This window comes from Acetanaerobacterium sp. MSJ-12, from assembly GCF_018917875.1.
GTDB classification, from domain to species: Bacteria; Bacillota; Clostridia; order Oscillospirales; family Ruminococcaceae; genus Bittarella; species Bittarella massiliensis.
In genome coordinates this window covers 208,262-231,243 of record NZ_JAHLPK010000001.1, presented here as the reverse complement: position 1 = coordinate 231,243, position 22,982 = coordinate 208,262, and the positions used below count along the sequence as shown (strand labels likewise).

The following is a 22,982-nucleotide window of genomic DNA, read 5'->3' as shown; positions in this document are numbered from 1 at the left end:
ATTATCAATGTGGTTTATTATACGTCGGCTGTTGGCGATATGCAACAATTTCTTTGTGAATCTTTTGTGAACTTGCACAGAGAATGGAGGACAACCGGGAAAGCGCCGAAACAGAGGGGCCAGGTTGTGCTATACTAGGTGTACAGAGTGAAAAAAACGATTTGACAAGTGGGGAGACAGAGCGATGAACCATCTGGAAAAGCGGCTAGGTCGGCAGCGCGTCTACTTTGACAGCGGCGCGACCCGCCCTCTGCCCCGGCGGGAGGCAGCCCTGCGCCGGCTGCTGCGGGCGCTGGAGCAGAGCGAGGGCGACCTGCTGGCCGCCCTGGAGCGGGATTTGGGCAAACACCCCTTTGAGGGGTACGAGACCGAGGTGGGGCTGGTGCGGCAGCACCTGCGCTACACCCTGGCCCACCTTCGAAGGTGGGCCAGGCCCAAGCTGGCGGCGGTCTCCCCCCTCCACTTCCCGGCGGGGGCCTTCCTCCGCCCCGAGCCCCGGGGGCTGGTGCTGATCATCGCCCCCTGGAACTACCCGGTGCAGCTCTGCCTCATCCCCCTCATCGACGCCATCGCCGCGGGCAACTGCGCGGTGCTCAAGCCCTCCGAGGGGGCGCCCGCCACCGCCCAGGCCCTCTGCCGACTGCTGCGGCTGGCCCTGCCGGAGGGATGGGTCAGCTGCATCCCCGGCGGGGTGGAGACCACCCAGGCCCTGCTGGCCGAACGGTTTGACTACATCTTCTTCACCGGTGGCCAGCGGGTGGGGAAGATCGTGATGCGGGCGGCGGCGGAACACCTGACCCCGGTGACCCTGGAACTGGGGGGGAAGAGCCCCTGCATCGTCGCCCCCAGCGCCGACATCCCCCTGGCGGCCCGGCGCATCCTCTGGGGCAAACTGCTCAACGCCGGGCAGACCTGCGTGGCCCCCGACTACCTGCTGGTGCACCGCTCGGTGAAGGAGGCGCTGGTGGCAGAGCTGCGGCGGCAGCTGGCGCTGCTTTGCCCCGACTTTGCCCGCAACAAAGACTACCCCCGCCTGGCGAGCGCCCGCGCCTTTGACCGGCTGGCGGGGCTGCTCATCGGCCGCACCCCCCTGGTGGGGGGTGGCGTCTGCCGGGAGGAGCTGAAGATCGAGCCCACCGTCGTCGAGGCGGAGCCGGGCGACCCCCTGCTGAAGGAGGAGCTCTTCGGCCCCCTGTTGCCCCTGGTCACCTTCGACCGGCTGGGCGACGCCATCCGCCTGGTGCGCGCGGGGGAGAAACCGCTGGCCCTCTACCTCTTCACCCGCAGCGCGGGGACGGTGCGCCGGGTCTGCGAACAGCTCTCCTTCGGCGGGGGCTGCGTCAACGACACGGTGGTGCAGATGGCCGGGAACACCCTCCCCTTCGGCGGGGTGGGGGCCAGCGGGATGGGCCGCTACCACGGCCCCCACGGCTTTTTGGCCATGAGCCACCAAAAGCCGGTGGTGCTGCGGGGCAGCCTGGACCTGCCGGTGCGCTACCCGCCCTACGGCGAAAAGCTGGACCTGTTAAAGCTGCTGCTGCGCTAGCGCGGCGCGCTGCAATATAAAGGAGGCAACTGCCATGAATCAGACAAATCGCCCGGGCGGCTACGTGGTGGCCGTGGGGCCCAACGACATCGACGAGTACTACGAGTGCGTGCAGCCGCTGGTGGTGGGAGACAAGTGCTTTATCCGCCAGCTGTCGGTCTCGCCCGGCGGGCTGACGGCCAACAGCGCGGTCATCCTCAGCGCCTTTGGCACCAAGACCTACCTGCTGGACTCGCTGGGGGACGACCAGTACACCCCCATGCTGCTAGAGGACCTGCGCAGCCACGGCATCGACACCGACTACATCGAGGTGCTGCCGGGGGAGGAGAACATCCGCGCCCAGATCCTCCTCTCGGGCAACGAGAAGACGGTGCTCCTCTACGAAAACCACAAGCCCTTCATCACCATGACCCCCCAGAAGCGGGAGCTGATGGAGGGGGCCTCCTACATCTACACCACCATGGTCAACATGAAGGAGATCGCCGGCAACCGGGAGCTGATCGACGACCTGGTGGCCCACGGGGTCAAAATCATGTACGACGCCGAGCGCTCCACCTTCACCTCCTACGACGACCCGGACGACCGCTTCTACTTTGAGCACGCCTCCGTCCTCTCCTTCAACGACGCCTCGCTGGAAAAGTTCTGCGCCGGGCGGGGGCTGTCGGCCATCGACGAGCTCATCGGCGAGAGCGACAAGATCGTCCTTCTGACCCTGGGGGCCAAGGGCTGCATCGTCAAGACCCGGGAGGGGGAGATCGCCATCCCCGCCTACGACGTCAAGCCCAAGGACACCACCGGCGCCGGGGACACCTTCAACGCCGGGTTCCTGCACGGCCTCTGCAGCGGGATGACCCTGCGGGAGGCCGGGGAGTTCGCCACCGCCGCCGCCAACCGCTCCATCCTCTCGGTGGGCTCCCGCACCGGGGCCGTGTCAGTGGCCGAGGTGGAGGCCTTTGCCCGCGATCACGCCGGCCTGCGGGTCGCGCCCCCCGCTTTCTGATCCATATTATACAACTTGTATAAATGAAAATACATATTTAATCTTGTTGACTGCGGGCGCCGCCTGACGGCCCCTTTAAAAAGGAGGACAACCCATGTACCAACCCGACACCCTGAAAGAGTACCTCTCCCCCAGCGCCAAGGACGATTTTGACGACATCGTCCTCGCCCGAAAGCTGGGGGCCAGCGCCAACATCGTCTCCATCGGCAACATGCTCAAGGACATCGCCGCCCACGCCGCCGAAAACGGCCTCTCCGCCGGGGAGATGATCGACCGGGTGCTGGCGATCGCCGGGTACTTTGACAAGCTGCGGGGCGAGAGCACCGTGGCCGTGACCAACGCCATCAAACTGATGACCGGCGGCCTGCCCGCCCTGCGGGAGGCCCCCCTGGCCGAGGCCTGCAAGCGGGTGACCGACAGCTGCAACCGCTACGGCGAAAAGGCCCGGGAGTGGATGGACAACATCGTCACCTACGGCTACAACCTCATCAAGGGCTGCAAGGGGATCTTGGTGTTCGACTACTCCTCCTCGGTGGACGCCATCGCCAAGCAGGCGGCCCTGAACGGGCAGATCATGGACATCTACATCCCCGAGAGCCGGGTCTTGGACGGGGGCAAACCCTTTGCGGTGACCGCGGTGGAGATGGGGCACCGGGTGCACTTCTTCCCCGACGTGGCCATCTACCACTTCCTCAAAAAAAGCGACATGGCCTTCATCGGGGTGGAGACCTTCTACCCCGACGGCAGCGCCGCCAACACGGTGGGCACCGACATGCTGGCCATCCTCTGCAAGCAGGCGGGGGTCCCCTTCTACATCCCCACCACCCTCATCAAGGTGGACATGCGGGGGCTGCAGGGGATCGTGAAGCGGGACCTGGCCCAGGACCTGTCGGGGCTGCTGGCCCCCCACTGGGACGAAAACCTGCGCGCCCACACCGACTTCACCTGCCCCGACCTCTCGATCATCGGGCCGGAGTACATCACCGGCTACATCACCGAGGTGGGCATCGTGCCGGGGACGGCCATGTTCGGCGTCGCCCGGGAATACGCCGCAAAATTGGAAAAGGGGGAACTGTAAATGGAGCTGTTTGGAAAGAAGAAGATCGCCCTGGGGATGGTGCAGCCGCCGCCGCTGCCTGGCAGCTATCTCTACGACGGCCGCGGGATGGGCGCCATCCTGGACTACACCCTGAACGAGGCCGGCACCCTGCAGAAATACGGTTTTGACGGCTACATCCTGCAAAACTTCGCCGACGGCCCGGTCAAACAGCAGTGCGGGCCCGAGACGGTGGCCTGCATGACCGCCCTGGCCACCCGGCTGAAGGCGGCCTTCCCCGAGATGGTCCAGGGCATTTTGGTCAACTGGGACGGGGTCGCCTCCCTGGCGGTGGCCGAGGCCGCCGGCAGCGACTTTGTGCGGGTGGAGCACGTCTACACCCGGGCGGAGATGACCCTCTGCGGGATGATCGAGGGCCAGTGCGTCGAGGTACTGGAGCTCAAGAAGAAGCTGGGCTCCAAAATGCCCATCTACGCAGACATCTACGAGTTCCACGGCACCCCGGCCTACCCCATCCCCCTGCCGCAAAACGCCTTTGAGACGGTGACCGGGGCCCATGCCGACGGGCTGCTCCTCTCGGCCCCCACCCCGGAAAAGAGCATCGAGTACGCCCAGTCGGTGCGGGGGCTGGTGGAGGTCCCCCTGATTTTGGGGGGCGGCACCACCGGCGACAACGTCTACGAGCTGCTGCAGCACTATGACGGGGTCTGCGTGGGCGCCTGGATCAAAAACGGCAGCCTGCAAAACCCGGTCGATCCCGAGCGGGCCAATCGCTACATGGCCGAGGTGGAGCGGGCCCGCGCTTAAGAGCGAGCCAAAGAAAACCCGCCCGCCTCTGCCGGGCGGCTATAAAAAACAGAATGCGGGAGGGGAGGACCGGCCGGTCCTCCCCTCTCTTTTTATTCCTGTGCGCAGCGGGACGGCGGCCGGGGGCGGTGCAAAGGCCCAACCCGCTGTCCCGCCAAAATCCTCCACTGCGTCACCACCCCCCTGCCCTGGCATGACGGCATCCCGAAAGGGGGCGCTCCCGCCGATAAAAACCGACCAGACAGCCGAGGTGGCGGGTGTCCTTGCCGGCGCGCTCTACTTTCCCATGCTGCTCTTCCCCGGGGCGACCCTCCCCTACGAGAGGATGCCCGCCGCCCTGCAGAGGCTGGCGGACATCCTGCCGCTGACGCAGGGGGGCAAGCTGCTCGAGGCGGCCTCTCTCAACACCCCGGCCGGCAGCGCCCTTGTGCCGCTGGCGGTCACGCTTGTCATCGCCGCGGTCTGCATCTGCCTGTCCCTGAAATTTTTCAGGGGCGGGGCATCGAAAAGCCATCTGCCGGCGGCGGGCGCCAGACCGGGCCGGCGGTGTTTTCCCAGCAACTAAAGAATGCTTTTGTCCCCCCTGCACAGACAGAGAGTCAGCCCTTCCGCCAAAAATGAAAGAAACAGCCGCGCGACAGCACAGAGGGCTGTCGCGCGGCAGACATATCCTGCTATTTCGGCGGCTTTGGCTCGGTCAAAGCCGCCGTCTTTCCGGCTGCGGGCCCGGCCGTTTTGCGGGTTTTCCGGCAAGCTCATCCCCAGCGGTCGGGGAGCAGTTCATCCAGGGTGGCCAACCGGTCGGCCAGCTGGACCAGACAGGCGGGGTTTTCGTCGTGGAGCTGGCAGAGGAATTCGCGGCAGCGGCCGCAGGGGGGGATGACCGAGCCGTCCTCGTACACGGCGATCAGCCGGACCACCCGGCTTTCGCCGGCGGTGACCATGGCGGCGGCCGCCGCGTGTTCGGCGCAAAAGCCCATGGAGCAGGGGGTGTCGATGCAGACACCGGTGTAGACCGCCCCGCTGGGGGTCTCAAGAGCGGCCGCCACCGAGCCGGCAAAGCTGTTTTTGGAGAGCTGCCGGGGGCGGAGCACCGCCTTGGCCCGCTCGTAGAGGGCGATGAATTCGGGTTGCACGGGAAATCCCTCCTCTCGGTGTTCAGCCGTCCAGGGCGGCCTTGCAGAATTTGATGGTCTTTCCCATCTCGACAAACATCTGCTCGTGCTCGGTGACGATGTTGTCAGGCAGCTGCTGGGCGTGCAGGTCGGTGGTGGCGTAGAGCACCCGCCACCCGCCCTCGTCAAAATAGACCATGGTGTCGGCAAAGAGGGGGTCGTCGTCGGTCTTGAACCAGATCTCCCCCCCGGGGGCCAACAGCGCCCGGTAGTTTTGCAGCTGGCGGGGGTGGGTGAGCCGCCGCTTCTGGTGCTTGGCCTTGGGCCAGGGGTTGCAGAAGTTGATGTAGATGCGCTCGACCCTGTCCTCGGGGGCCAGCACCTGGGGCAGCAGCTCGATGTTCTGGGCGAAGATGTAGAGGTTGTCCACCGGCCGCCCGGCGGCGGCATAGGCGGCCTCTGCCTTGCGCTTGCACAGCCCCAGCATCTCGCTCTTGATGTCGATGGCCAGATAGTTGTTTTCCGGGTGCTGGGGGGCCAGCTGGGAGATGAACCCCCCCTTGCCGCAGCCCAGTTCCAGGTGCAGGGGGGCGTCGGGGCGGGCAAACTGCTGCCGCCAGCGCCCCCGGTTCTCGCCCGGCTGGGCGACGTAAAAGGGGCAGGCCTCCAATTCGGGGCGGGCCCAGGGTTTTCTGCGTATGCGCATGATCGATCGCTCCCCACTTTCTTCTCTCGCGTCGTTTACCTGGGCTATTATAGCACAGCGGGTGGGCGCTTGCCAGCCCCTTTCCCCAAAGCGCAGAGGGGCGCCGCCGGCAAAAGCCGGCAGCGCCCCTCCCCATTTGGATGGAGATCCTCTCCGCGGCCTGTGTGGCGGCCGCGGCGGGTCGGTTTGGCTGGGTGTCTAGGGTTTGACCGAGATGTGCACCACCTCTTTGGGGGGCAGTTGGGCGTAGAGCTTGCCGTTCTTGACCGACGCCTCGCCGCCGCCCAAGATCACCTCGGCGGTGGAGCCGGGGACAAAGAGCTCGCAGAGGGCCCCGTCAAAGGGCAGATCGCCATCGTTGTAGAGGGAGTAGATCTGCTCGCTGCCGCTGTCGGCCGGGAAGAGGTTGCAGTAGACCTCCCGCGGGGCCACCGGGTAGAAGGGGGTGGGCAGGGCGCACTGGTAGGTGAGGCGGTGGGCCAGGTAGACTTCCTTCCAGCCCTTGATGGCGGCCTTCTGCTCGGCGGAGAAGGGCATCCAGCGGCCGAAGATGTCCTGCCAGATGACCAGGGGGGCCGCGCCGAACTGGCTGTACTGGATGAGCAGGTCCTTGTCCTCCTTGCGGTACCAGCGGGAGATGACCGGGGCGATGTGCCGGGGGCAGAGGAAGCGGAAGATGTCCACCTTGGGCATGGGGCGGGTGTCCCAGAACTCGTCCCAGGAGGTGGTGATCTTCTCGATGGGGTGTTTCTTGTCGGGGTGGTGCTGGGTGGTCATCACCAGCCCGGGGCGGACCGCGTCGCACTTTTCGCGGAAGGAGTCGGGGATGTCGCCCAGGGTATCCAGCTGGTAGCCGTCGGCGCCGGTTTGTTCCAGCAGCCCGGCAAAGTGGTCGCCCAGGGTCTCGGGGGATTCCTCGGCCCCGGCATCCCAGGGGATGTAGGGCATGAAGACCTGTACCCCCTTGGCGTGAAAGGCGTCCACCGCCTCTTTAAAGGCGGCCATCCCGCCGGGGAAGTCGTTGTAAAAATCCCACTGGCTGCGCTTGTCGACGCCCAGGCGGGGGTACTGGTTCCAGAGGGTGACGGTGTCGAACCCGCCGAATGCCTCCCCCTCCTTGAGCAGCTTTTCGGGGTCGATCTTCTGGTTCTCGGCATCATAGGCTTCGGTGCCGTAGAGGAAGGAGAACTGGTGGAGGAACTTCTCGTTGAACCACTTCAAATCTTCCTTCTCGTACTCGAAGAAGTCGTACCCGCTCTCCCACTGCTGGCGGAAGCGGGCAAAGGCCTCCACCCAGCCACCGGAGAGGCCGGTGATCTCGAACTCGAAGGTGTCGTTGTAGGTGTTGTCGGGGTTGCAGAGGATCTGGTGGGTGTGCAGGTCCTCGGCGCTGGCGATCTTGGAAAACTGCATGTTGCGGTTTTGGATGGCGCCGCAGTCGTCCAAGTCGGCCTTGGAGGGGAACTGCACGGCAAAGCCGCTCTTCCCGCCCTTGTCGCAGCAGACCAGGGGCAGCTTGACGTCGTTGTTGTAAAAGCTCTCCCGCATCATCTTCAGCAGCGGGGTGCCGTCCGGGCTCTCGACGGCGTTGGCCGGGTAGTAGTAGCGGTCCCCCTCCCCCCGCATGGACAGTTGGGCCAAAAAGGGGCTGTGCAGGAACAGCTCGTAGGGGACGCCGTGGATGTAGCGGTCCCGGATCTGCACGATGACCGAGATGGTCTCTTTTTTGTCGTTGAGAAAGTGCACCCGGATGGAGAGGCCCAGGGCCTCGTTTTCCAGGGGGACCGTCAGCAGCTGGTGCACCCGGTCCTGGCAGGTGAGCACCTCGCCCACCGCAAAGTCGCGGGAGGAGTACTGTCCCCCCATAAAGGTGAGGTTGAAGAGCTCCCGCCGGGGGTTTTGCAGGTCCCCGGTGAGGAGGTTGGAACACTCCTCAATGAGGATGCCGTCGGCAAAATTCAGGGTCATCTGGAGGGTGTTGTTGCGGATGACCGCCCGCTTGGTGTTCTGGTCGTACTGCAGCATATCAGTCTCCCTCCTTTACACAGCGAAAGCCAACGGTGGCGTTGCGGCTCATGGCGCCGCTCAAAAACTGCATCTTCAAGTGGGTGTTGTTCTTCTGCGGCCCGCCCTCGGCGTGCCAGTAGTGGTGGGCCCGGTAGAAGCTGCCGCCCCGCAGCAGCTGGAAGTAGTGGCTGCCGTCAAAGTGGAATTCGTCGACCATCTCCCAGCAGTTGCCGCACATGTCCATGCAGCCGGTGGGGGACACCCCCTGGGGGAAGGCGTCCACCGGGGTGAGGCCGTGGCTGTACACATTGGCCCGGCTGTAGTCGGGGCTGTTGCCCCAGGGCCACTCGAGACACTCGTCCCCGGCGGCCAGGTACTGCCACTCGTAGTCCTTTGGCAGCCGTTTGCCGTAAAAGGCGGCGTAGGCCCTGGCGTCCTCCAGGCTGACCCAGACCACCGGCTTGTCGGCGTCCTCGGGCTTGTAGCAGCCGTCCACCCAGTGGCGCAGGTAGCCCCGGTCGTCCTCCGGCCGGTAGCCGCTGTCCTGCACAAACTGGTAGTACTGGGCGTTGGTGACGGGGTAGACGTCGGCGTAAAGGGGGCCGACGGTGACCGGCATCGGGCCGTGCTCGCACTGGCAGTCCCCCTCCATCACCCGGTGTACCACCCGGTAGATGTAGGTGGTCTGGGGAATGAATACGGTGTTTTCGCGTTCCATGGGGTACCTCCCTCAAATTGGTTTTGAACAGCGCAGCGGCGGCCCCGGCCAATGGCCCTGGCCGCCGCTGACGGTGCGTTTTGCGCGTTGAAAAAACAGGGGTGTCCGCTACGGTTTGACAGACTCGCGGATCTTCACAAACTCGTCCTGGCTCATGCCGTACATGGTGGAGACCTTCTGCTCGCCGCTGACGAGCTTCTTCTCCAGTTCGTCGATGTAGGTCTGCACCTCCTGCGGGGTGTGCTCCTTGTAGTAGTCGTTCTTGGCCAGACCCACAGCCTCTTCCTTCAGGCCCCACTTCTCCAGGTGGCCGTAGGTCTGGGTGCCGGCCAGGGTGTCTTTAATGACCTTGTAGACCACCATGTCCCCCCGCTTCATGGCCGAGGTGAGGATGGTGTCGGCGATGTCCTTTTTGGTGTCGATAAAAAACTGGCGCTGGTCGGCGTCCACGCCGATGGCCCAGAGGTCGTTGTCGCGGCAGGCCTCGATGACACCCAGCCCGGCACCCATGGCGCAGGGGTGGAGCAGGTTGGCCCCCAGCTGTTTGATCTGCACCAGGGCCATCTCTTTGCCCTTGGCGGCGTCGGTCCAGCTGCCGATATAGGAGGTGGCCACCTTGCCGTTGGGGGCAACCAGCTGTGAGCCCTCGATGAAGCCGATCAAAAAGTCGTTGATGATGGTGTCCTCACTGCCGCCCAAAAAGCCGATGGTGTGGGATTTGGACATCTTCTGCGCCAGCGCGCCGGCCAGAAAGTCCACCTGGTTTTGCAGGTAGGTGATGCAGAACATGTTGGACATCTTGATCTCGGTGGTGGGCTCGATATCAAAACCCACGAATTTCGACTCCTTGTACTCGTCCATATGCTTTTCGATGATGGGGATGTACTCGCTGCTGCCGAAGAAGATCAGGTCGTACCCGGCGTCGGCCACGTCCTGGATGGCGGGTTCCATCTTGGCCTTGTCGGTGCCGATCTCGGCCACCTTGATTTCGACCCCCAGGTCGGTCTCGGCCTTTTTCAGCCCCTCGTAGGCGATGTCGTAGTAGGACTTGTCGCCCAGGGCCGAGCAGATCATCACCACCCGGAACTTTTTCTCATCGTCCTTTTTGCCCTCGTCCTTTTCGCCGCAGCCGGTCATCAGCAGAGATGACGCCGTCAGGGCGGCCAACAGAATTGCCAGTGCCTTTTTCACAGTTTTCCCTCGCTCTCTTGATTTGGATTTTTACGATTTCGACGGGCGTTCACCCGCCCTTCACAATCCCATCCTAGACCTTGAAAAGAGGGGGAGCCAGGACAATTGTCCCGCGGGAGGATGTTTTTTTCAGACTTTTGCAGTTTTATAAAAGCCCTATTTTTTCGCCGTTTCTCCCAATTGCAGATGGCGGGATTTGTCCCTTTTGGCGGAAGGTCGGCCCTCCTTTTGTGTGGGGATACAAAAGCCCCCTTTTTTTATTGGCAAAAACACCTAGGAAGAATCTGGCAGACAAAGGGCTTCATTTGGGGTAAAAAATAAAATTTTTTCTTTTTTTAAGTGGAGACGGCGCGTTCGCCGTTAGGGCTTGACCCCCTCGCGGATGGCGACAAAGTCGTCCTGGCTCATGCCGTAGGCGGTGGAGACCTGCTGGCTGCCGTCGAGGAGCTGCCCTTCCACCTTGTCCACATAGTCCTGGATCTCCTGCGGGGTGTGTTCCTTGTAGTAGTCGTTCTTGGCCAGGCCCACGGCCTCCTCCTTCAGGCCCCACTTCTCCAGGCTGCCGTAGGTCTGGGTGCCGGCCAGCTCGTCTTTGATGACCTTGTAGACCACCATGTCCCCCCGCTTCATGGCCGAGGTGAGGATGGCGTCGGCGATGTCCTTCTTGCTGTCGATAAAGAATTCCCGCTGGTCGGCGTCCACGCCGATGGCCCAGAGACCGTTGTCGCGGCAGGCCTCGATGACACCCAGTCCGGCGCCCATGGCGCAGGGGTGGAGCAGGTCGGCCCCCAACTGTTTGATCTGCACCAGGGCCATCTCTTTGCCCTTGGCGGCGTCGGTCCAGCTGCCGATGTAGGAGGAGGCCACCTTCCCCTTGGGGTTGGCCAGAAGGGAGCCCTCGATGAAGCCAATCAAAAAGTCGTTGATGATGGTGCCCTCGGTGCCGCCCAAAAAGCCGATGGTGCCCGATTTGGACATCTTCTGCGCCAGCGCGCCGGCCAGAAAGTCCACCTGGTTTTGCATATAGGTGATGCAGAACATGTTGGACATCTTGATTTCGGTGCTGGGCTCGATGTCAAAGCCCACGAACTTGGACTCCTTGTACTCGTCCTGGTGCTTTTCAATGATGGGGATGTACTCGGTGCTGCCAAAGAAGATGATATCGTAGCCGGCGTCGGCCACGTCCTGGATGGCGGGCTCCATCTTGGCCTTGTCGGTGCCGATCTCGGCCACCTTGATTTCCACTCCCAGGTCGGTCTCGGCCTTTTTCAGCCCTTCGTAGGCGATGTCGTAGTAGGACTTGTCCCCCAGGGCCGAACAGATCATCACCACCCGGCACTTCTTTTCCCCGTCCTTGTTGCCCTCGTCCTTTTCGCCGCAGCCGGTCATCAGCAGGGATGACGCCGTCAGGGCGGCCAACAGGATTGCCAACGCTTTTTTCATTGCTCGTTTCCCTCGCTCTCTTTTTTCATTCAGAATGGTATAGGATTTCTTTCGCCCTCAAAGAGGGGAAAAATTACATGAAAGGTTGGCATTGTTGATGCAATGTCGGCCTTTTTTGCTTTTTTCGCCCCTCTCTTAGAGTGAATGAAAATCTATACCAAACTGTTCCTCGCCTTCCAATTTAAACAAAGCAATCGAATTTGTCAACTAAATTTTACTATTTATTTATTTTTTAGACATATTGCTCTTTCTCGCAATAAAGCACTTTTTTGTACCGCCTTCACAGCGACACTGCATTCTTTTTAGAAGTTCCTCTATAAAGAACGGGGCGGCACAAAATATGCGGGGGAAAACACCGAGAAATCTGGGAAAACCGCCAAAAAAGGCCCTCGCCGCCGCAAACGGGCGCCGAGGGCCTTTTAGAGGCGCTTACTCCCCTTCTTTGCCGGGGAGACAGAGCACCTCTTTGACCTTGGTGGCAAAGAGTTTGGACGAGTAGCTGGGGCGCAGGATCAGGGCCGTGTCGCAGCCGAGGCTGGTCCCCCCCACCGCCACCACGTCCTCACCAAAGGGGAGGTAGCCGCCGTCCATGGCCATGGTGGAGCACTCCACACAGACCTTGGTGCCCTGGGAGAACATCCGCAGGGCGTTGGCGACGATCTCCAGCGGATACATCCCGCCGTTGGCGCCGGAGACGGCCCGCTCGGCCGCTGAGAGGGCGTGGGCGGCGGTGCAGACCGAAAAGCCCCAGTCCTTCAACTTCTGGCGCTCGGCCTCTTCCATGACGTTTTTGCCCGGCTCCTTGGAGCCGTAGGCCAGGGTGACCACCGTCACCTGTAAGCCGCAGTCCCGAAAGAGTTCGGCTGTGGCGCCGGAGGAGCTGGCCACCACCAGGTGGCGGATGCCCCGGGCCTTGGCCCCTTCAACGGCAATGCGGGCGGTTTCCTCTGCCCCGGCGGGGCCGACTGGTACCAATTTCAATTGTCTTCCTCCCATTCTGTGCGCCCGCCGCCGGCAGGGGTGTCGGGCAGGCGCTTCTCCCCCCGCCGCGGCGGGGGATAGCGAACTTTTGTGACCCGGTGTCCATCGCACCAGGCGGTAAAGGCGGGCCCGAAAAAGCAGAGCCCTTCCGACCAGGGGCGCACCCCCGCCACTCCCTGCGCCACCGCCGGGGGCAGCCGTCTCCCCTCCCCTGGGGGGAGGGGAAGGGCCCCGTCGCCCACCGCCCGGGAAAAGAGGGCGCAGACCGTCCCCTCCCAGTCGGGAGGGACCGCGTCCCCCTTTTCCCGGTTGCAGGCTCGGCAGCAGAGGACCAGGTTGTAGACTGCCGAGGGACCCCCGTGGGCGCGGGGCAGGTGGTGGTCCAGGGTGCCGCCGCCAAAGGAGAGGGGTTTGCCGCAGTAGAAGCAGCGGCCCCCTTCCCGCAGATAGCAGTAGCGGCGCTTGGTCTTGTCAAAGACGTAGGGGCGCACCGGCTACTTCCCGAAAAGGCGGGTGGCCCTGGCCATGTTCTCGATGACCGGCACCCCAAAGGGGCAGTTTTTCTCGCAGGAGCCGCAGGCGATGCACTCCCCCGCGGTGACGGGCAGGGCCTCGTAGTGGGCGGCCACGGTGGCGGGGACCGACAGCCCCTCCCCCGCCTCGGCCAGGTCCAGGTATTTGTGGACGGCGGCCACGTCGATGTGCTGGGGGCAGGGCAGGCAGTGGTTGCAGTACATGCACCGGTGGGAGAGGGAGCCCTGCATCTCCTGGGCGAGGAAGGAGAAGTCCCGCTCCTCCTCGCTGGCATCAAAGTAGCCAAGGGCGTCCTCCAGCTCGGCCACGCTCTGCACCCCCAGCAGCACGCTGGCCACCCCGGGTTTGGAGAGGGCGTAGTGGATGCACTGGGTGACGGTGAGGGGCCGGTGGAAGGGGGTGGTGGCCGGGTCCAGCAGTTTGCCGGCGGCCAGGGCCTTCATGACGGTGATCCCCACCCCGCGGGCCCCGCAAAGCTGGTAGAGCCGCTCCCGCTCGGGGGAGAGCTGGCCCTGGGTGGGGGTGGCGGCGATGAGCTGGTCGAGGGTCTTCTCGGCCGGCTCAAAGTCGTAGGCGGGGTTGATGGAGAAGAGGAGGAGGTCGAAGATCCCCGTCTCTACCAGTTTGATGGCGGTGGCGGGCATGTGGCAGCTGACCCCCAGCTTGCGGATGACCCCCTTCTCCTTGAGGCGGAGGGCGTAGTCGATAAAGTCGCTCTCAAAGACGCCGTCCCAGTCCTTCTGGGTGTCGACAAAGTGGACCATCCCCAGGTCGATGTAGTCGGTGTGGTACTTCTCTAAAAAATCGCGCACATAGGTGTCGGCCTCTTTCACTTTGCGGGAGCGGGCGTACTGCCCCCCCTGGAGCACCGCGCCGATGTGCCCTTGCAGATAGACGTTTTTGCGGTAGGGGCGCAGGGCGTCCCCCATCTTCCGGCGGTACTCCACCTCGGGCATGAAGAGGTCGAAGATGTTGACCCCCCGCTCCACAGCGGCGCCCACGGTGGCCTCGACGGTGGGGTAGTCGCGGGTGCAGAGGTGCTCGCCCCCCACCCCCACGGCGCTGACGGAAAACCCGGTGTTTCCCAGCTGTCTGTATTCCATCTCCATGAAAAGGCCTCCTTCTCTCCTCTGCGGGCGCGGCGGGCCGGCCCGGCAGGAGCTGTTGTAACTTCAGTATACCCCTCCTTTTAAAAGGGCGCAAGGAGCAGGGCGCAAAAAAGGGCCGGGGCAGTTGCCCCGGCCCTTTTCAACTGCGAAAAGGGGGTAATTACTTCTTGGACGCGACCGGCTCGGGCTCGGTCTTGCCCTGCTCGTAAACTTTGATGATGCCCTTTTTGTACATCAGCCAGGAAGTCAGGATGGTGACGGGGATCATGCCCACGATGACAAAGCCCTGGTAGGTGCTCAGCGGCACGCCCATGATCATCAGGATGATGACGATGATGACGGCGGGGACAGCGCCCAGCAGCTTGCCCTTGATGTTGTACTTGCCGGACCGGCCGTTGAAGATGCCCAGGGCCAGGCCGCCGAACAGAGCGGGCAGCATGTAGCCGGTGGCGGTCTTGACGGCAGGGATGGCGAAGATGGGCTGCAGCGGCACCAGCAGGATGACGCCCAGGGCGATGATGGCCATGGTGACGATGGAGGAGGCGCCGACGGCCACGGTGACAACGGCGTCGCCCTCGTCGGTGGACTGCTCCACGCCGGCGATGTCGATGGCGTTGATGGCCACAGGCAGCTTCAGGTTCATGACGTTGCCGGTGATGAAGGTGATGTAAGAGGCGGAGCCGAGCACGGGGGCGTAGCTGAACACCTCAGAGATGGCGATGGGGATGAACATGGCCAGCAGGCCGGTGCCGCTCTGCAAAACCAGGCCGAAGTCCGGGAAGCAGCTGTAGATGGCACAGATGACCAGGGGGATACCCACCATGAAGCCGAGGGCGCCAATACTGCCGAGCCGGCCCAGGCGATGGATGGACTTTATGTATTTCTCGTTGTTCATTGTATAGTCCTCCTTTCCCTATTAAGCGAACATGCCGACCACGTTGGTCCAGAGCACGGAGGAAGCCATGCCCAAAATCAACACGATGGCGAGGTTGAAGTCGTTGAGCCACTTGGCCCCGGTCTTCTTGGCGATGGTCGCGATCAGCAGGCCGATGCCGGCACTGGTGAGCAGGGTCAGGGTGCCGACGAAGTTCCAGCCGGTGGCGGGGTTGTAGACCTGCAGGGGCATCATGACGGACATCATGGCCATCATGAAACAGCCGGAGAAGACAGCGCCCCAGCCGCCGCTCTTGCGGTTGTAGTCGGCCATGCTGGTGGTGATCTTCTTGGCGGCGATGATGTTGGTGATGATGCCGAACATAATGCCGATGCTCATGACGATCATCACGGCGCCAAAGACGTTGGCGGGCTGCGCACCGGCGCTGGCGAAGTTCAGGCCCATGGCCTGGATGACCATGTCGGCGGCCATCAGCTCATAGGAGACGGCGCCCACGACGGAGAGCCGGAACCAGGCCCAGGGGGTGCCCAGGACGGCGGCCAGGGAAATCAGGCCGATGACGATGGACAGGGAGGGGACGATGGAGAAGGTGCAGGACGAACTGATGACCTTTTTGATGGTCGTGTTCTCAATGCCCAACTCCAGGCAGCGCTTGCGGGCCTTCACCATAAAGGCGGCGGCCAATCCGGCTACGTACAGCAGTCCGGCGATGACCAAAATCCACAGCCAGGCACTGTTTGACAGTTCTTTGAATGTCATTTGATTCACTCCTCATTTCTGTTTCATAGTTTATCGCAACAGCGCAGTTACCGCTCGCTGTTTGAGACCGTTAGTCCAAATAGGGCTTGACGTCGTCGGGGAAGGGGCAGTTGTACTTGCCGCCGGTCTTTTTCAGGTACTCCTCCTGGGCGGGGGCGAGGACGGAGGGGTCCTCAATGACCTTGACGGCGGCCAGCGCCAAAGCCTTGCCAGCCTGCAGCAGCCCCTTGTGGGCCAGGCGGGAGCCGGCCTGCGCCGTCTGCTGCCAGGAGTGCCCGGGGGTGCCCAAACAAGCGGTGGGGGCGGTCATCTGGGCGGTGGGGGTGACATAGCTGACATCGCCCACATCGGTGGAACCCGGCATGGCGATGTTGCCCATGGGCCGGTAGGGGAAGACCTCGCCGCAGATGGCCTGGTCGGCGTATTTCTGCGCCAGTTCCGGGCCGCCCAACATCCCCAGCTGCTGGGCCGAGGCGGCCTTTTCGGCCGGGGTGAGGGTGTCGCGGAAGGATTGGGCCAGGGCTTTGTCCTCCTCGTCAAAGGGGACCTCGCCCACCTCGTTCATGGCCTCGGTCAACAGGGTGGTGAGCACCTCGTTGGGGATGTAGTCGGAGAGACCGTCTTTGATTTGAACGATCGACTCGGTCTCGGTCATCATGGCCGCGCCCTTGGCGATCTTCTCGATGCGGGCAAAGAGCTCTTTGGCCTCGGCGATCTTGGGTGCGCGGATGTAGTAGTGGAGCTTCGCCCGGTCCTGCACCACGTTGGGGGCGGTGCCGCCCACATCGTGGAAGGCGTAGTGGATGCGGGCCTCGGGGCTGACGTGCTCGCGCAAGAACTGCACGCCGATGTTCATCAGTTCGGCGGCGTCGAGGGCGCTGCGGCCCAGCTGGGGCGACGCGGCCGCGTGGGAGGTCCTGCCCACAAAGCTGAAAAAGACGCTGATGTTGGCCAGGGAACTGATCCCCATGGGGGCAAAGCAGTCGCCGGGGTGCCAGCTGAAGGCGCAGTCGAGGCCGTCAAAGCAGCCCTCTCTGGCCATGAAGGCCTTGCCGCAGCCGAACTCCTCGCCGGGGCAGCCGTAGTAGATGACGGTGCCGCTCTTGCCGGTGGCCTGCAGGTAGTCCTTGACGGCGACGGCCGCCGCCAGACTGCCCGCGCCCAAGGCGTTGTGCCCGCAGCCGTGGCCGGGGGCGTCCTTGACCACCTCTTTTTTCGAGGAGCAGCTCGCCTCCTGGCTGAGGGAGGGCAGGGCGTCAAACTCGCCCAGGATGCCGATGACCGGCTTGCCGCTGCCGAATGTGCCGGAGAAGGCGGTGGGGATGCCCGCCAGCCCTGTCTCCACCGCGAAGCCCTCCTGCTTCAACACTTCGATGAGGGCAGCCGAGGACTGGAACTCCTTGAAGCCCAGCTCCGGCGTAGACCAGACCTTGTCGCTGACCTGGGTGAAGAGAGCGGCCTTGTCGTCCACCAACTTGCAGATGTCGTCCCGTACCGACATGATTTTGATCGCCTCCTAATCTAAAGCGCGGCTGCCAGTCATTGGTGATAATGACGGAAAACAACAGGTTTTTTTAGTAAATGCAACCTATGCCTTCTTTTTCTTGCAGAACAGCGCCCTTGTATTTATGGATTGTAACATAAAATGAACAAACAAGCAATTGTGTTTTAACGATTTATGAATATTGGACAAAGGGATGTTGCAGAATTTATCTATTTATATTTGCTGGGAAATATGGTAGAATCAACCCATGAAAAGAAGGGGAGGGCGTTGCCATGCGCTATCGCGCGCTGCTACTGGATATGGACGGGACCCTGATCGACTCCTCGGGGGGGATCATCGCCTGTGCCAAAGAGGCCATGGAGGAACTGGGGATCCCCATCCCCCCGGAGGACACCTTCCACCGCTTTATCGGCCCGCCTCTGAAGGAGTGCTTCCGCATTGTCGCCGGGGTGGAGGACGAGGCGCTGCTGGACCGGGCAGTGGCCAGCTACAAGGCCCATTTTCGGGACGAGCACATCGCCGCCGGCAGGCTCTACCCCGGGTGGGAGACCCTGCTGCCCGCCCTCAAGGCCCAGGGGGTCAAGCTGGGGGTGGCCACCCTCAAATTCGTGGGCTTTGCCCGCAAGACCACCGACCACTTCGGCCTGACCCCCCTCTTTGACGCCATCTGCGGCTCGGTGCCGGAGAAGACGCCCTCCAAGGAGGGGATCATCCGGGAGGCGCTGGCCGAGATGGGGATCGACGAGGCCGACGCCGACAAGGTGCTGATGGTGGGGGACAGCCCCTACGACGAGGAGGGGGCCGCCGCCGTGGGCTGCCGCTTTGCCGCCGCCACCTACGGCTTTGGCTACCTGGGGATGGAGGAGGGCCAGATCGAGGCCGACGCGCTGGTGCACAGCGTGGCAGAGCTGGCCGACTACCTGCAAAACAGTTGACCGGGGCGCCCGCAGGCTGTCTGCCGCGGGCGCTCTTTTGGAGAGAGGAGACAGAGAAGATGGACTGGACAGAGATTCAGGTCGCCGTCGCCGCCAAAGACGTGGAGGTGGCCTCGGCCATCGCCCACATGGTGGTGCCCTACGGCATCTACATCGAGGACTACTCGGATTTGGAGGAGGTCGCCCCCCAGGTGGCCCACATCGATTTGATCGACGAGGAGCTGCTGGCCCGGGACCGGGAGCACGCGGTCATCCACCTCTACATCCCCGCCGACCAGGCGCCCATGGAGGCCGTCTCCTTTTTGACCGGGCGGCTGGAGGAGGAGGGGATCGGCCACACCCTCTCCACCGGCGAGATCGCCGAGGAGGACTGGGCCTTTGGCTGGAAGAAGTACTACCACCCCCTGCCCATCGGCCAGCGGCTGGTGGTCTGCCCCAGCTGGGAGCACTACGAAAAATCGCCCGGCCAGGTGGTGGTGACCCTGGACCCGGGGATGGCCTTCGGCACCGGCACCCACCACACCACCAAGCTCTGCCTGGAGCGACTGCAGGAGGTGGTGCGCCCCGGCTGCAGCGTGCTGGACGTGGGCTGCGGCAGCGGGATCCTGGCCATCTCCTCCCTGCTGTGCGGGGCCGGCTCGGCGGTGCTCTGCGACATCGACGAGACGGCGGTCAAGGTGGCCCGGGAGAACGCCGCCCTCAACGGGGTGGCCGAGCGCTGCACCGTGGTGCAGGGGGACCTGGCCACAGGGGTGCAGGGGCGCTTTGACGTGATCTTTGCCAACATTGTGGCCGACATCGTGATCCGGCTGCTGCCGGACGTGAAGCCCCACCTGAACGAGGGCGGGGTGCTGGTGGCCTCGGGGATCGTGGACGTGCGCCGGGACGAAGTGCTGGCGGCCATGGAGCAGTCCGGGCTGACCGTTTTGGACGTGCGGGAGGAAAAGGGCTGGTACGCCATCACCTGCCGGGCCTAAAGCCTGCCCGCGCGGGCGGTGGACAGCTTTGTTAAAGGAGTATGCGGGATGCCCAAGTTTTTTACCGAAGACATCGCCGGGCAGCGGGGAATTTTGCGCGGCGGGGACGTCAAACACCTGACCCGGGTGCTGCGGCTGGGCCCGGGGGACGCGGTGACCCTCTGCGACGGGGCGGGGTTTGACTACGACTGCCAGATCGAAACTGTCGAGGATGGTCAGGTGGTCTGCACCGTGCTGGAAAAGCGCCCCTGCCCCGCCGAGCCCGACCTGGACCTGACCGTTTACATGGCCCTGCCCAAGCAGGACAAGATGCAGCTGGTGGTGCAAAAGTGCGTTGAGCTGGGCTGCCGGGAGATCGTGCCGGTGATCAGCGAGTGGTGCGTCTCCCGCCCCGACCCCAAGAGCCTGCAAAACAAGACAGAGCGCTGGCAGAAAATCGCCTGGGAGGCGGCCAAGCAGTGCGGGCGGGGGGTGCTGCCCACCGTCTCGCCCTGCCTGCCCTTTGCGCGGGCGGTGGAGGAACTGGCGGGCAAGGACCTCCCCCTCCTCTTCTACGAGAAGGGCGGCCGCCCCATCGGCGAGCTGCTGGCCCAGGCCCAGGCGGCCGGGCCGGTGTGCAGCTGCGGGCTGCTGGTGGGCAGCGAGGGGGGACTGACCCCCGAGGAGGTGGCCCTGGCCGAGGGCCGCGGGGTGGGCATCGCCTCCCTGGGGCCCCGCATCCTCCGCTGTGAGACCGCCCCCCTGGCGGCAGCAGCCGTGGTGATGTATTTGACGGGGAACCTGTAAACGGCTGTTTTATCTATAATGAAGAGCGCCCGGCGAGACCAACTCGCCGGGCGCTCTTCGTTTTAAGCCCTTCAGCGCTTGAGGAGGGAGCGCCGCCATTCGACGAAAGAGCCGATGGCCAGAAAGGCCAGGCCGAGGGCGGCGATGAGGGGATAGCGCCACGGCCCCTGCCAGAGGGGGAAATCGGCCCCCACGCGCAATGGCCAGGGATAAAAGACGTTGCCCTCCGCCGAGGGGAAGGTGCGCTCCCCTCTCCCCCCCTTGGGCGCGGACTGCGCCGCGCCATCTTTGCTTTTATGGTAGCATTCTGCTGCGCAAAACGCTATCAGCGGGGCTCTTTTTGGCGTCTATCACATTTTTAAGAGGATATTTTTGGCGACTATTCGCCGGGATCCGGCCCTTTTTGCTCCTCCCCTTCGATTGACGGCCCTCTGGGAAAAGGCTATACTTTGAGAAAAGAGGTGCCCTTCGGGGCGCAGAGGGGGAATTTTGTTGCAAGTGAGAGAACTGGCCCATCAACACGCCGGATACGTCACCGATTTTCGCCGGGAACTGCACGCCCACCCGGAGCTCTCGATGGAGGAGGAGTGGACCTCTGCCCGCATCGCCCGGGAGCTAGAGGGACTCGGCATCCCCCACACCGTGCTGCAAAACCGGGGCATCGTCGCGGTGGTGGACAGCGGCCGCCCGGGGCCCTGGCTGGCCTTTCGGGGGGATTTTGACGCCCTGCCCCTGACCGAGGAGGTGGAGCTGCCCTTTCAGTCCCAGGTCGCGGGGAAGATGCACGCCTGCGGGCACGACGCCCACGCCGCCATGGTGCTGGGGGCCGCCCGCATCGCCTGGGAGCAGCGCCAGCACCTGTGCGGCACAGCCTATTTCTGCTTTCAGCCCGGAGAGGAGACCGGCGAGGGTGCCGGCCCCATCGTCGCCCACCTAAAGGCCTTGGGCGGGGTGGACCGGGCGGTGAGCCTGCACGTCAACGGCGCCTACCCAGTGGGCAGCCTCTACCTGCAGGACGGGCCGATGTACGCCGGCGCCACCCGCTTCGACATCGAGGTGGAGGGGGTGGGCGGCCACGGCTCCCGCCCCGACCTGGCGTCCGACCCCATCCGCCCGGCCTGCGAGATCCTTCTCAAGGCGGCGGCCATCCCGGTCAACCGGCACGACCCCTTCGCCACCTGCGTGGTGAGCCCCTGCCTGATCCACGCCGGCACCAAAAACAACATCATCCCCGGCAGCGCCTCCATCGGGGGGAACATCCGCTTTTTCCGCTACGGGGACGGGCCCGCCCTGGTGGAGGAGATCCGCCGGCTGGCCGGGCCCACCGCCGCGGCTTACGGCTGCACCGCCCGGGTCACCGGGGGCGAACAGTGCACCGAGCCGGTCCTCAACGACCCCGCGTCCGCCGCCTGGGGCCGCGCCCTGGCCGCCGATCTGGGCTTTTCGCTGATCCCGGCCCAGGGCCCCTCGGCCGCGTCGGACAACTTCGCGGAATTCCTCGAGGCCTTCGGCGGCTTCTACGCCATGCTGGGGGCCCGCAGTGAGCTGCCCGGCACCTCCGGCAACGCCCACAACCCCACCTTCTGCATCGACGAGGGGTGCCTGGAAGAGGGGCTGGCCCTCTTTGCCGCCTGCCTGTTTGATTTCCTGGGAGGCAAGGAGTAAAGGAGTAGGGGACAACTTTTTTGCATACAAAATGTATCAAGAATAAAAAGGAGTGTTTTGAGATGTCTGTCATCAAAGAGCTGAGCGAGAAGTACGAGTCCTATGCCATCGACCTGCGGCGGGAGCTACACGCCCACCCCGAATTGAGCTTGCAGGAGGAGTGGACCTCCGCCCGCATCGTCGAGGAGCTGGGGAAACTGGACATCCCCTGTGAGGTGGTGGGCCCCCGCAACGTGGTGGGCCTCATCGACACCGGCCGGGCCGGCAGATCCATCGCCATCCGCGCCGACATCGACGCCCTCCCCCTCACCGAGGAGGTGGAGCTGCCCTTTAAATCCCGGTTTGAGGGAAAGATGCACGCCTGCGGGCACGACGCCCACGCCGCCATGCTGGTAACCATCGGCCGCATCCTCAACGAGACCAAAGAGCAGTTTTCCGGCAAGGTCTACCTCTGCTTCCAGGTGGCCGAGGAGACCGGCTTCGGCGCCGACGACATCGTGGCCTACCTGCAGGAAAAGGGCGGGGTCGACCAGGTGATCGCCACCCACATCGCCGGGGCGGCCCCGGTGGGGACCATCTGGATCCCCGACGGGCCGATGTACGCCGGCAACATGGGCTTTAAGATCGTGGTGCACGGGGTGGGCGGCCACGGCTCCCGCCCCGACGCGGCGGTCGACCCCATCCGCCCGGCCTGCGAGATCCTGCAGGCCATCGCCGCCATCCCGGTCAACCGGCACGACCCCTTCAAGACCCTGGTGGTCAGCCCCTGCACCATCCACGCGGGCACCAAGAACAACATCATCCCCGGCGAGGCCGAAATCGAGGGGAACATCCGCTTCTTCGCCTACGGCGACGGCGACGCCGCAGTGGAGGAGATCCGCCGGATGAGCGAGCACCTGGCCGCCGCCCGCGGCTGCACGGTGGAGGTCACCAGCGAGGCCATGGCCCCCTACCCGGTCATCAACAACAATGAAGCCGCCGCCCGGGGCCGCGCCCTGGCCGCCCAGCAGGGGCTGACGGTGCTGCCCCCCGCCGACCCCCAGGCCGCGTCGGACAACTACGCCAACTTCCTCAACGCCTTCCCCGGCTTTTACACCATGCTGGGCGCCCACAGCGAGATGCCCGGCACCTCTGGCAACCACCACAACCCCACCTTCTGCCTCAACGAGGACTGCATCAAACTGGGCATCGAATTCATGGCCGGGTACGCCTTTGCATTTTTGAAATAGCCCCGGGACAGGTGTGCC

At 63.9% G+C, this 22,982-nt stretch carries 22 protein-coding genes; 10 read left to right on the top strand and 12 right to left on the bottom strand.

All coding sequences use genetic code 11. The features are described 5' to 3' along the window. Positions 1-184 precede the first annotated feature (184 nt). The 5 genes from KQI11_RS01070 to KQI11_RS01050 all read left to right on the top strand — a co-directional run bounded on the left by KQI11_RS01070 (position 185) and on the right by KQI11_RS01050 (position 4,975). The gene (locus KQI11_RS01070) at positions 185-1,546 is read left to right on the top strand and encodes an aldehyde dehydrogenase family protein (protein ID WP_216400771.1); all 1,362 of its coding nucleotides are present in this window, start codon (positions 185-187) and stop codon (positions 1,544-1,546) included. A 34-nt stretch (positions 1,547-1,580) separates the two neighbouring features. Further along, positions 1,581-2,546, top strand: coding sequence for a carbohydrate kinase family protein (locus tag KQI11_RS01065; RefSeq protein ID WP_216400770.1), 966 nt, complete (start codon positions 1,581-1,583; stop codon positions 2,544-2,546). Positions 2,547-2,640: 94 nt separating this feature from the next. Beyond that, positions 2,641-3,624: an IF-2B domain-containing protein gene (locus tag KQI11_RS01060; RefSeq protein ID WP_216400769.1), complete on the top strand. Its 984-nt coding sequence runs from the start codon at positions 2,641-2,643 to the stop codon at positions 3,622-3,624. Then, positions 3,625-4,410, top strand: coding sequence for a BtpA/SgcQ family protein (locus KQI11_RS01055; protein WP_185915515.1), 786 nt, complete (start codon positions 3,625-3,627; stop codon positions 4,408-4,410). A gap of 250 nt (positions 4,411-4,660) precedes the next feature. Then, positions 4,661-4,975: an ABC transporter permease gene (locus KQI11_RS01050; protein WP_216400768.1), complete on the top strand. Its 315-nt coding sequence runs from the start codon at positions 4,661-4,663 to the stop codon at positions 4,973-4,975. A gap of 190 nt (positions 4,976-5,165) precedes the next feature. Here the strand turns inward: KQI11_RS01050 and KQI11_RS01045 are convergent, their stop codons facing one another. From KQI11_RS01045 to KQI11_RS00990, 12 genes are all read right to left on the bottom strand, one after another. Continuing rightward, positions 5,166-5,546, bottom strand: a complete 381-nt coding sequence (locus KQI11_RS01045) for a cytidine deaminase family protein (RefSeq protein WP_216400767.1) — start codon at positions 5,544-5,546, stop codon at positions 5,166-5,168. 22 nt (positions 5,547-5,568) lie between these two features. Further along, positions 5,569-6,231 (bottom strand): tRNA (guanosine(46)-N7)-methyltransferase TrmB, encoded by a 663-nt coding sequence (gene trmB, locus KQI11_RS01040; RefSeq protein WP_216400766.1) that lies wholly within the window; start codon positions 6,229-6,231, stop codon positions 5,569-5,571. Between the two features lie 198 nt (positions 6,232-6,429). After that, positions 6,430-8,256, bottom strand: coding sequence for an alpha-amylase family protein (locus tag KQI11_RS01035; RefSeq protein ID WP_216400765.1), 1,827 nt, complete (start codon positions 8,254-8,256; stop codon positions 6,430-6,432). Between the two features lies 1 nt (position 8,257). Further along, complete coding sequence (locus KQI11_RS01030; RefSeq protein WP_021661007.1) at positions 8,258-8,956, bottom strand: formylglycine-generating enzyme family protein; 699 nt, start codon at positions 8,954-8,956, stop codon at positions 8,258-8,260. Positions 8,957-9,064: 108 nt separating this feature from the next. Next, positions 9,065-10,147, bottom strand: coding sequence for a BMP family lipoprotein (locus KQI11_RS01025; RefSeq protein ID WP_216400764.1), 1,083 nt, complete (start codon positions 10,145-10,147; stop codon positions 9,065-9,067). A gap of 360 nt (positions 10,148-10,507) precedes the next feature. Continuing rightward, positions 10,508-11,590, bottom strand: a complete 1,083-nt coding sequence (locus KQI11_RS01020) for a BMP family ABC transporter substrate-binding protein (protein ID WP_216400763.1) — start codon at positions 11,588-11,590, stop codon at positions 10,508-10,510. A 429-nt stretch (positions 11,591-12,019) separates the two neighbouring features. After that, positions 12,020-12,571, bottom strand: coding sequence for a pyruvate kinase alpha/beta domain-containing protein (locus KQI11_RS01015; RefSeq protein ID WP_021661014.1), 552 nt, complete (start codon positions 12,569-12,571; stop codon positions 12,020-12,022). Continuing rightward, complete coding sequence (locus KQI11_RS01010; RefSeq protein WP_216400762.1) at positions 12,568-13,062, bottom strand: HNH endonuclease; 495 nt, start codon at positions 13,060-13,062, stop codon at positions 12,568-12,570. Before KQI11_RS01010 ends, KQI11_RS01015 begins: the two co-directional genes overlap by 4 nt. A gap of 3 nt (positions 13,063-13,065) precedes the next feature. Continuing rightward, positions 13,066-14,214, bottom strand: coding sequence for an aldo/keto reductase (locus KQI11_RS01005; protein WP_021660754.1), 1,149 nt, complete (start codon positions 14,212-14,214; stop codon positions 13,066-13,068). A gap of 160 nt (positions 14,215-14,374) precedes the next feature. Beyond that, positions 14,375-15,109, bottom strand: coding sequence for a hypothetical protein (locus KQI11_RS01000; protein ID WP_021660753.1), 735 nt, complete (start codon positions 15,107-15,109; stop codon positions 14,375-14,377). A gap of 21 nt (positions 15,110-15,130) precedes the next feature. Then, positions 15,131-15,868 (bottom strand): DUF5058 family protein, encoded by a 738-nt coding sequence (locus KQI11_RS00995; protein ID WP_185915504.1) that lies wholly within the window; start codon positions 15,866-15,868, stop codon positions 15,131-15,133. 70 nt (positions 15,869-15,938) lie between these two features. Further along, a complete protein-coding gene (locus tag KQI11_RS00990) occupies positions 15,939-17,369 on the bottom strand; it encodes an amidohydrolase (RefSeq protein WP_021660751.1) in 1,431 nt (476 codons plus the stop codon). A gap of 275 nt (positions 17,370-17,644) precedes the next feature. Here KQI11_RS00990 and KQI11_RS00985 point away from each other — a divergent pair, with 275 nt between their 5' ends. The 5 genes from KQI11_RS00985 (at position 17,645) to KQI11_RS00965 (ending at position 22,964) form a co-directional block, all read left to right on the top strand. Further along, positions 17,645-18,307, top strand: coding sequence for an HAD family hydrolase (locus KQI11_RS00985; protein WP_216400761.1), 663 nt, complete (start codon positions 17,645-17,647; stop codon positions 18,305-18,307). A gap of 59 nt (positions 18,308-18,366) precedes the next feature. Next, complete coding sequence (gene prmA, locus KQI11_RS00980) at positions 18,367-19,284, top strand: 50S ribosomal protein L11 methyltransferase (RefSeq protein ID WP_216400760.1); 918 nt, start codon at positions 18,367-18,369, stop codon at positions 19,282-19,284. Positions 19,285-19,332: 48 nt separating this feature from the next. Beyond that, positions 19,333-20,070, top strand: a complete 738-nt coding sequence (locus KQI11_RS00975) for an RsmE family RNA methyltransferase (RefSeq protein WP_216400759.1) — start codon at positions 19,333-19,335, stop codon at positions 20,068-20,070. 498 nt (positions 20,071-20,568) lie between these two features. Then, a complete protein-coding gene (locus tag KQI11_RS00970) occupies positions 20,569-21,735 on the top strand; it encodes a M20 metallopeptidase family protein (RefSeq protein WP_353653895.1) in 1,167 nt (388 codons plus the stop codon). Positions 21,736-21,797: 62 nt separating this feature from the next. After that, positions 21,798-22,964: a M20 metallopeptidase family protein gene (locus tag KQI11_RS00965; protein ID WP_216400757.1), complete on the top strand. Its 1,167-nt coding sequence runs from the start codon at positions 21,798-21,800 to the stop codon at positions 22,962-22,964. Positions 22,965-22,982 lie beyond the last annotated feature (18 nt).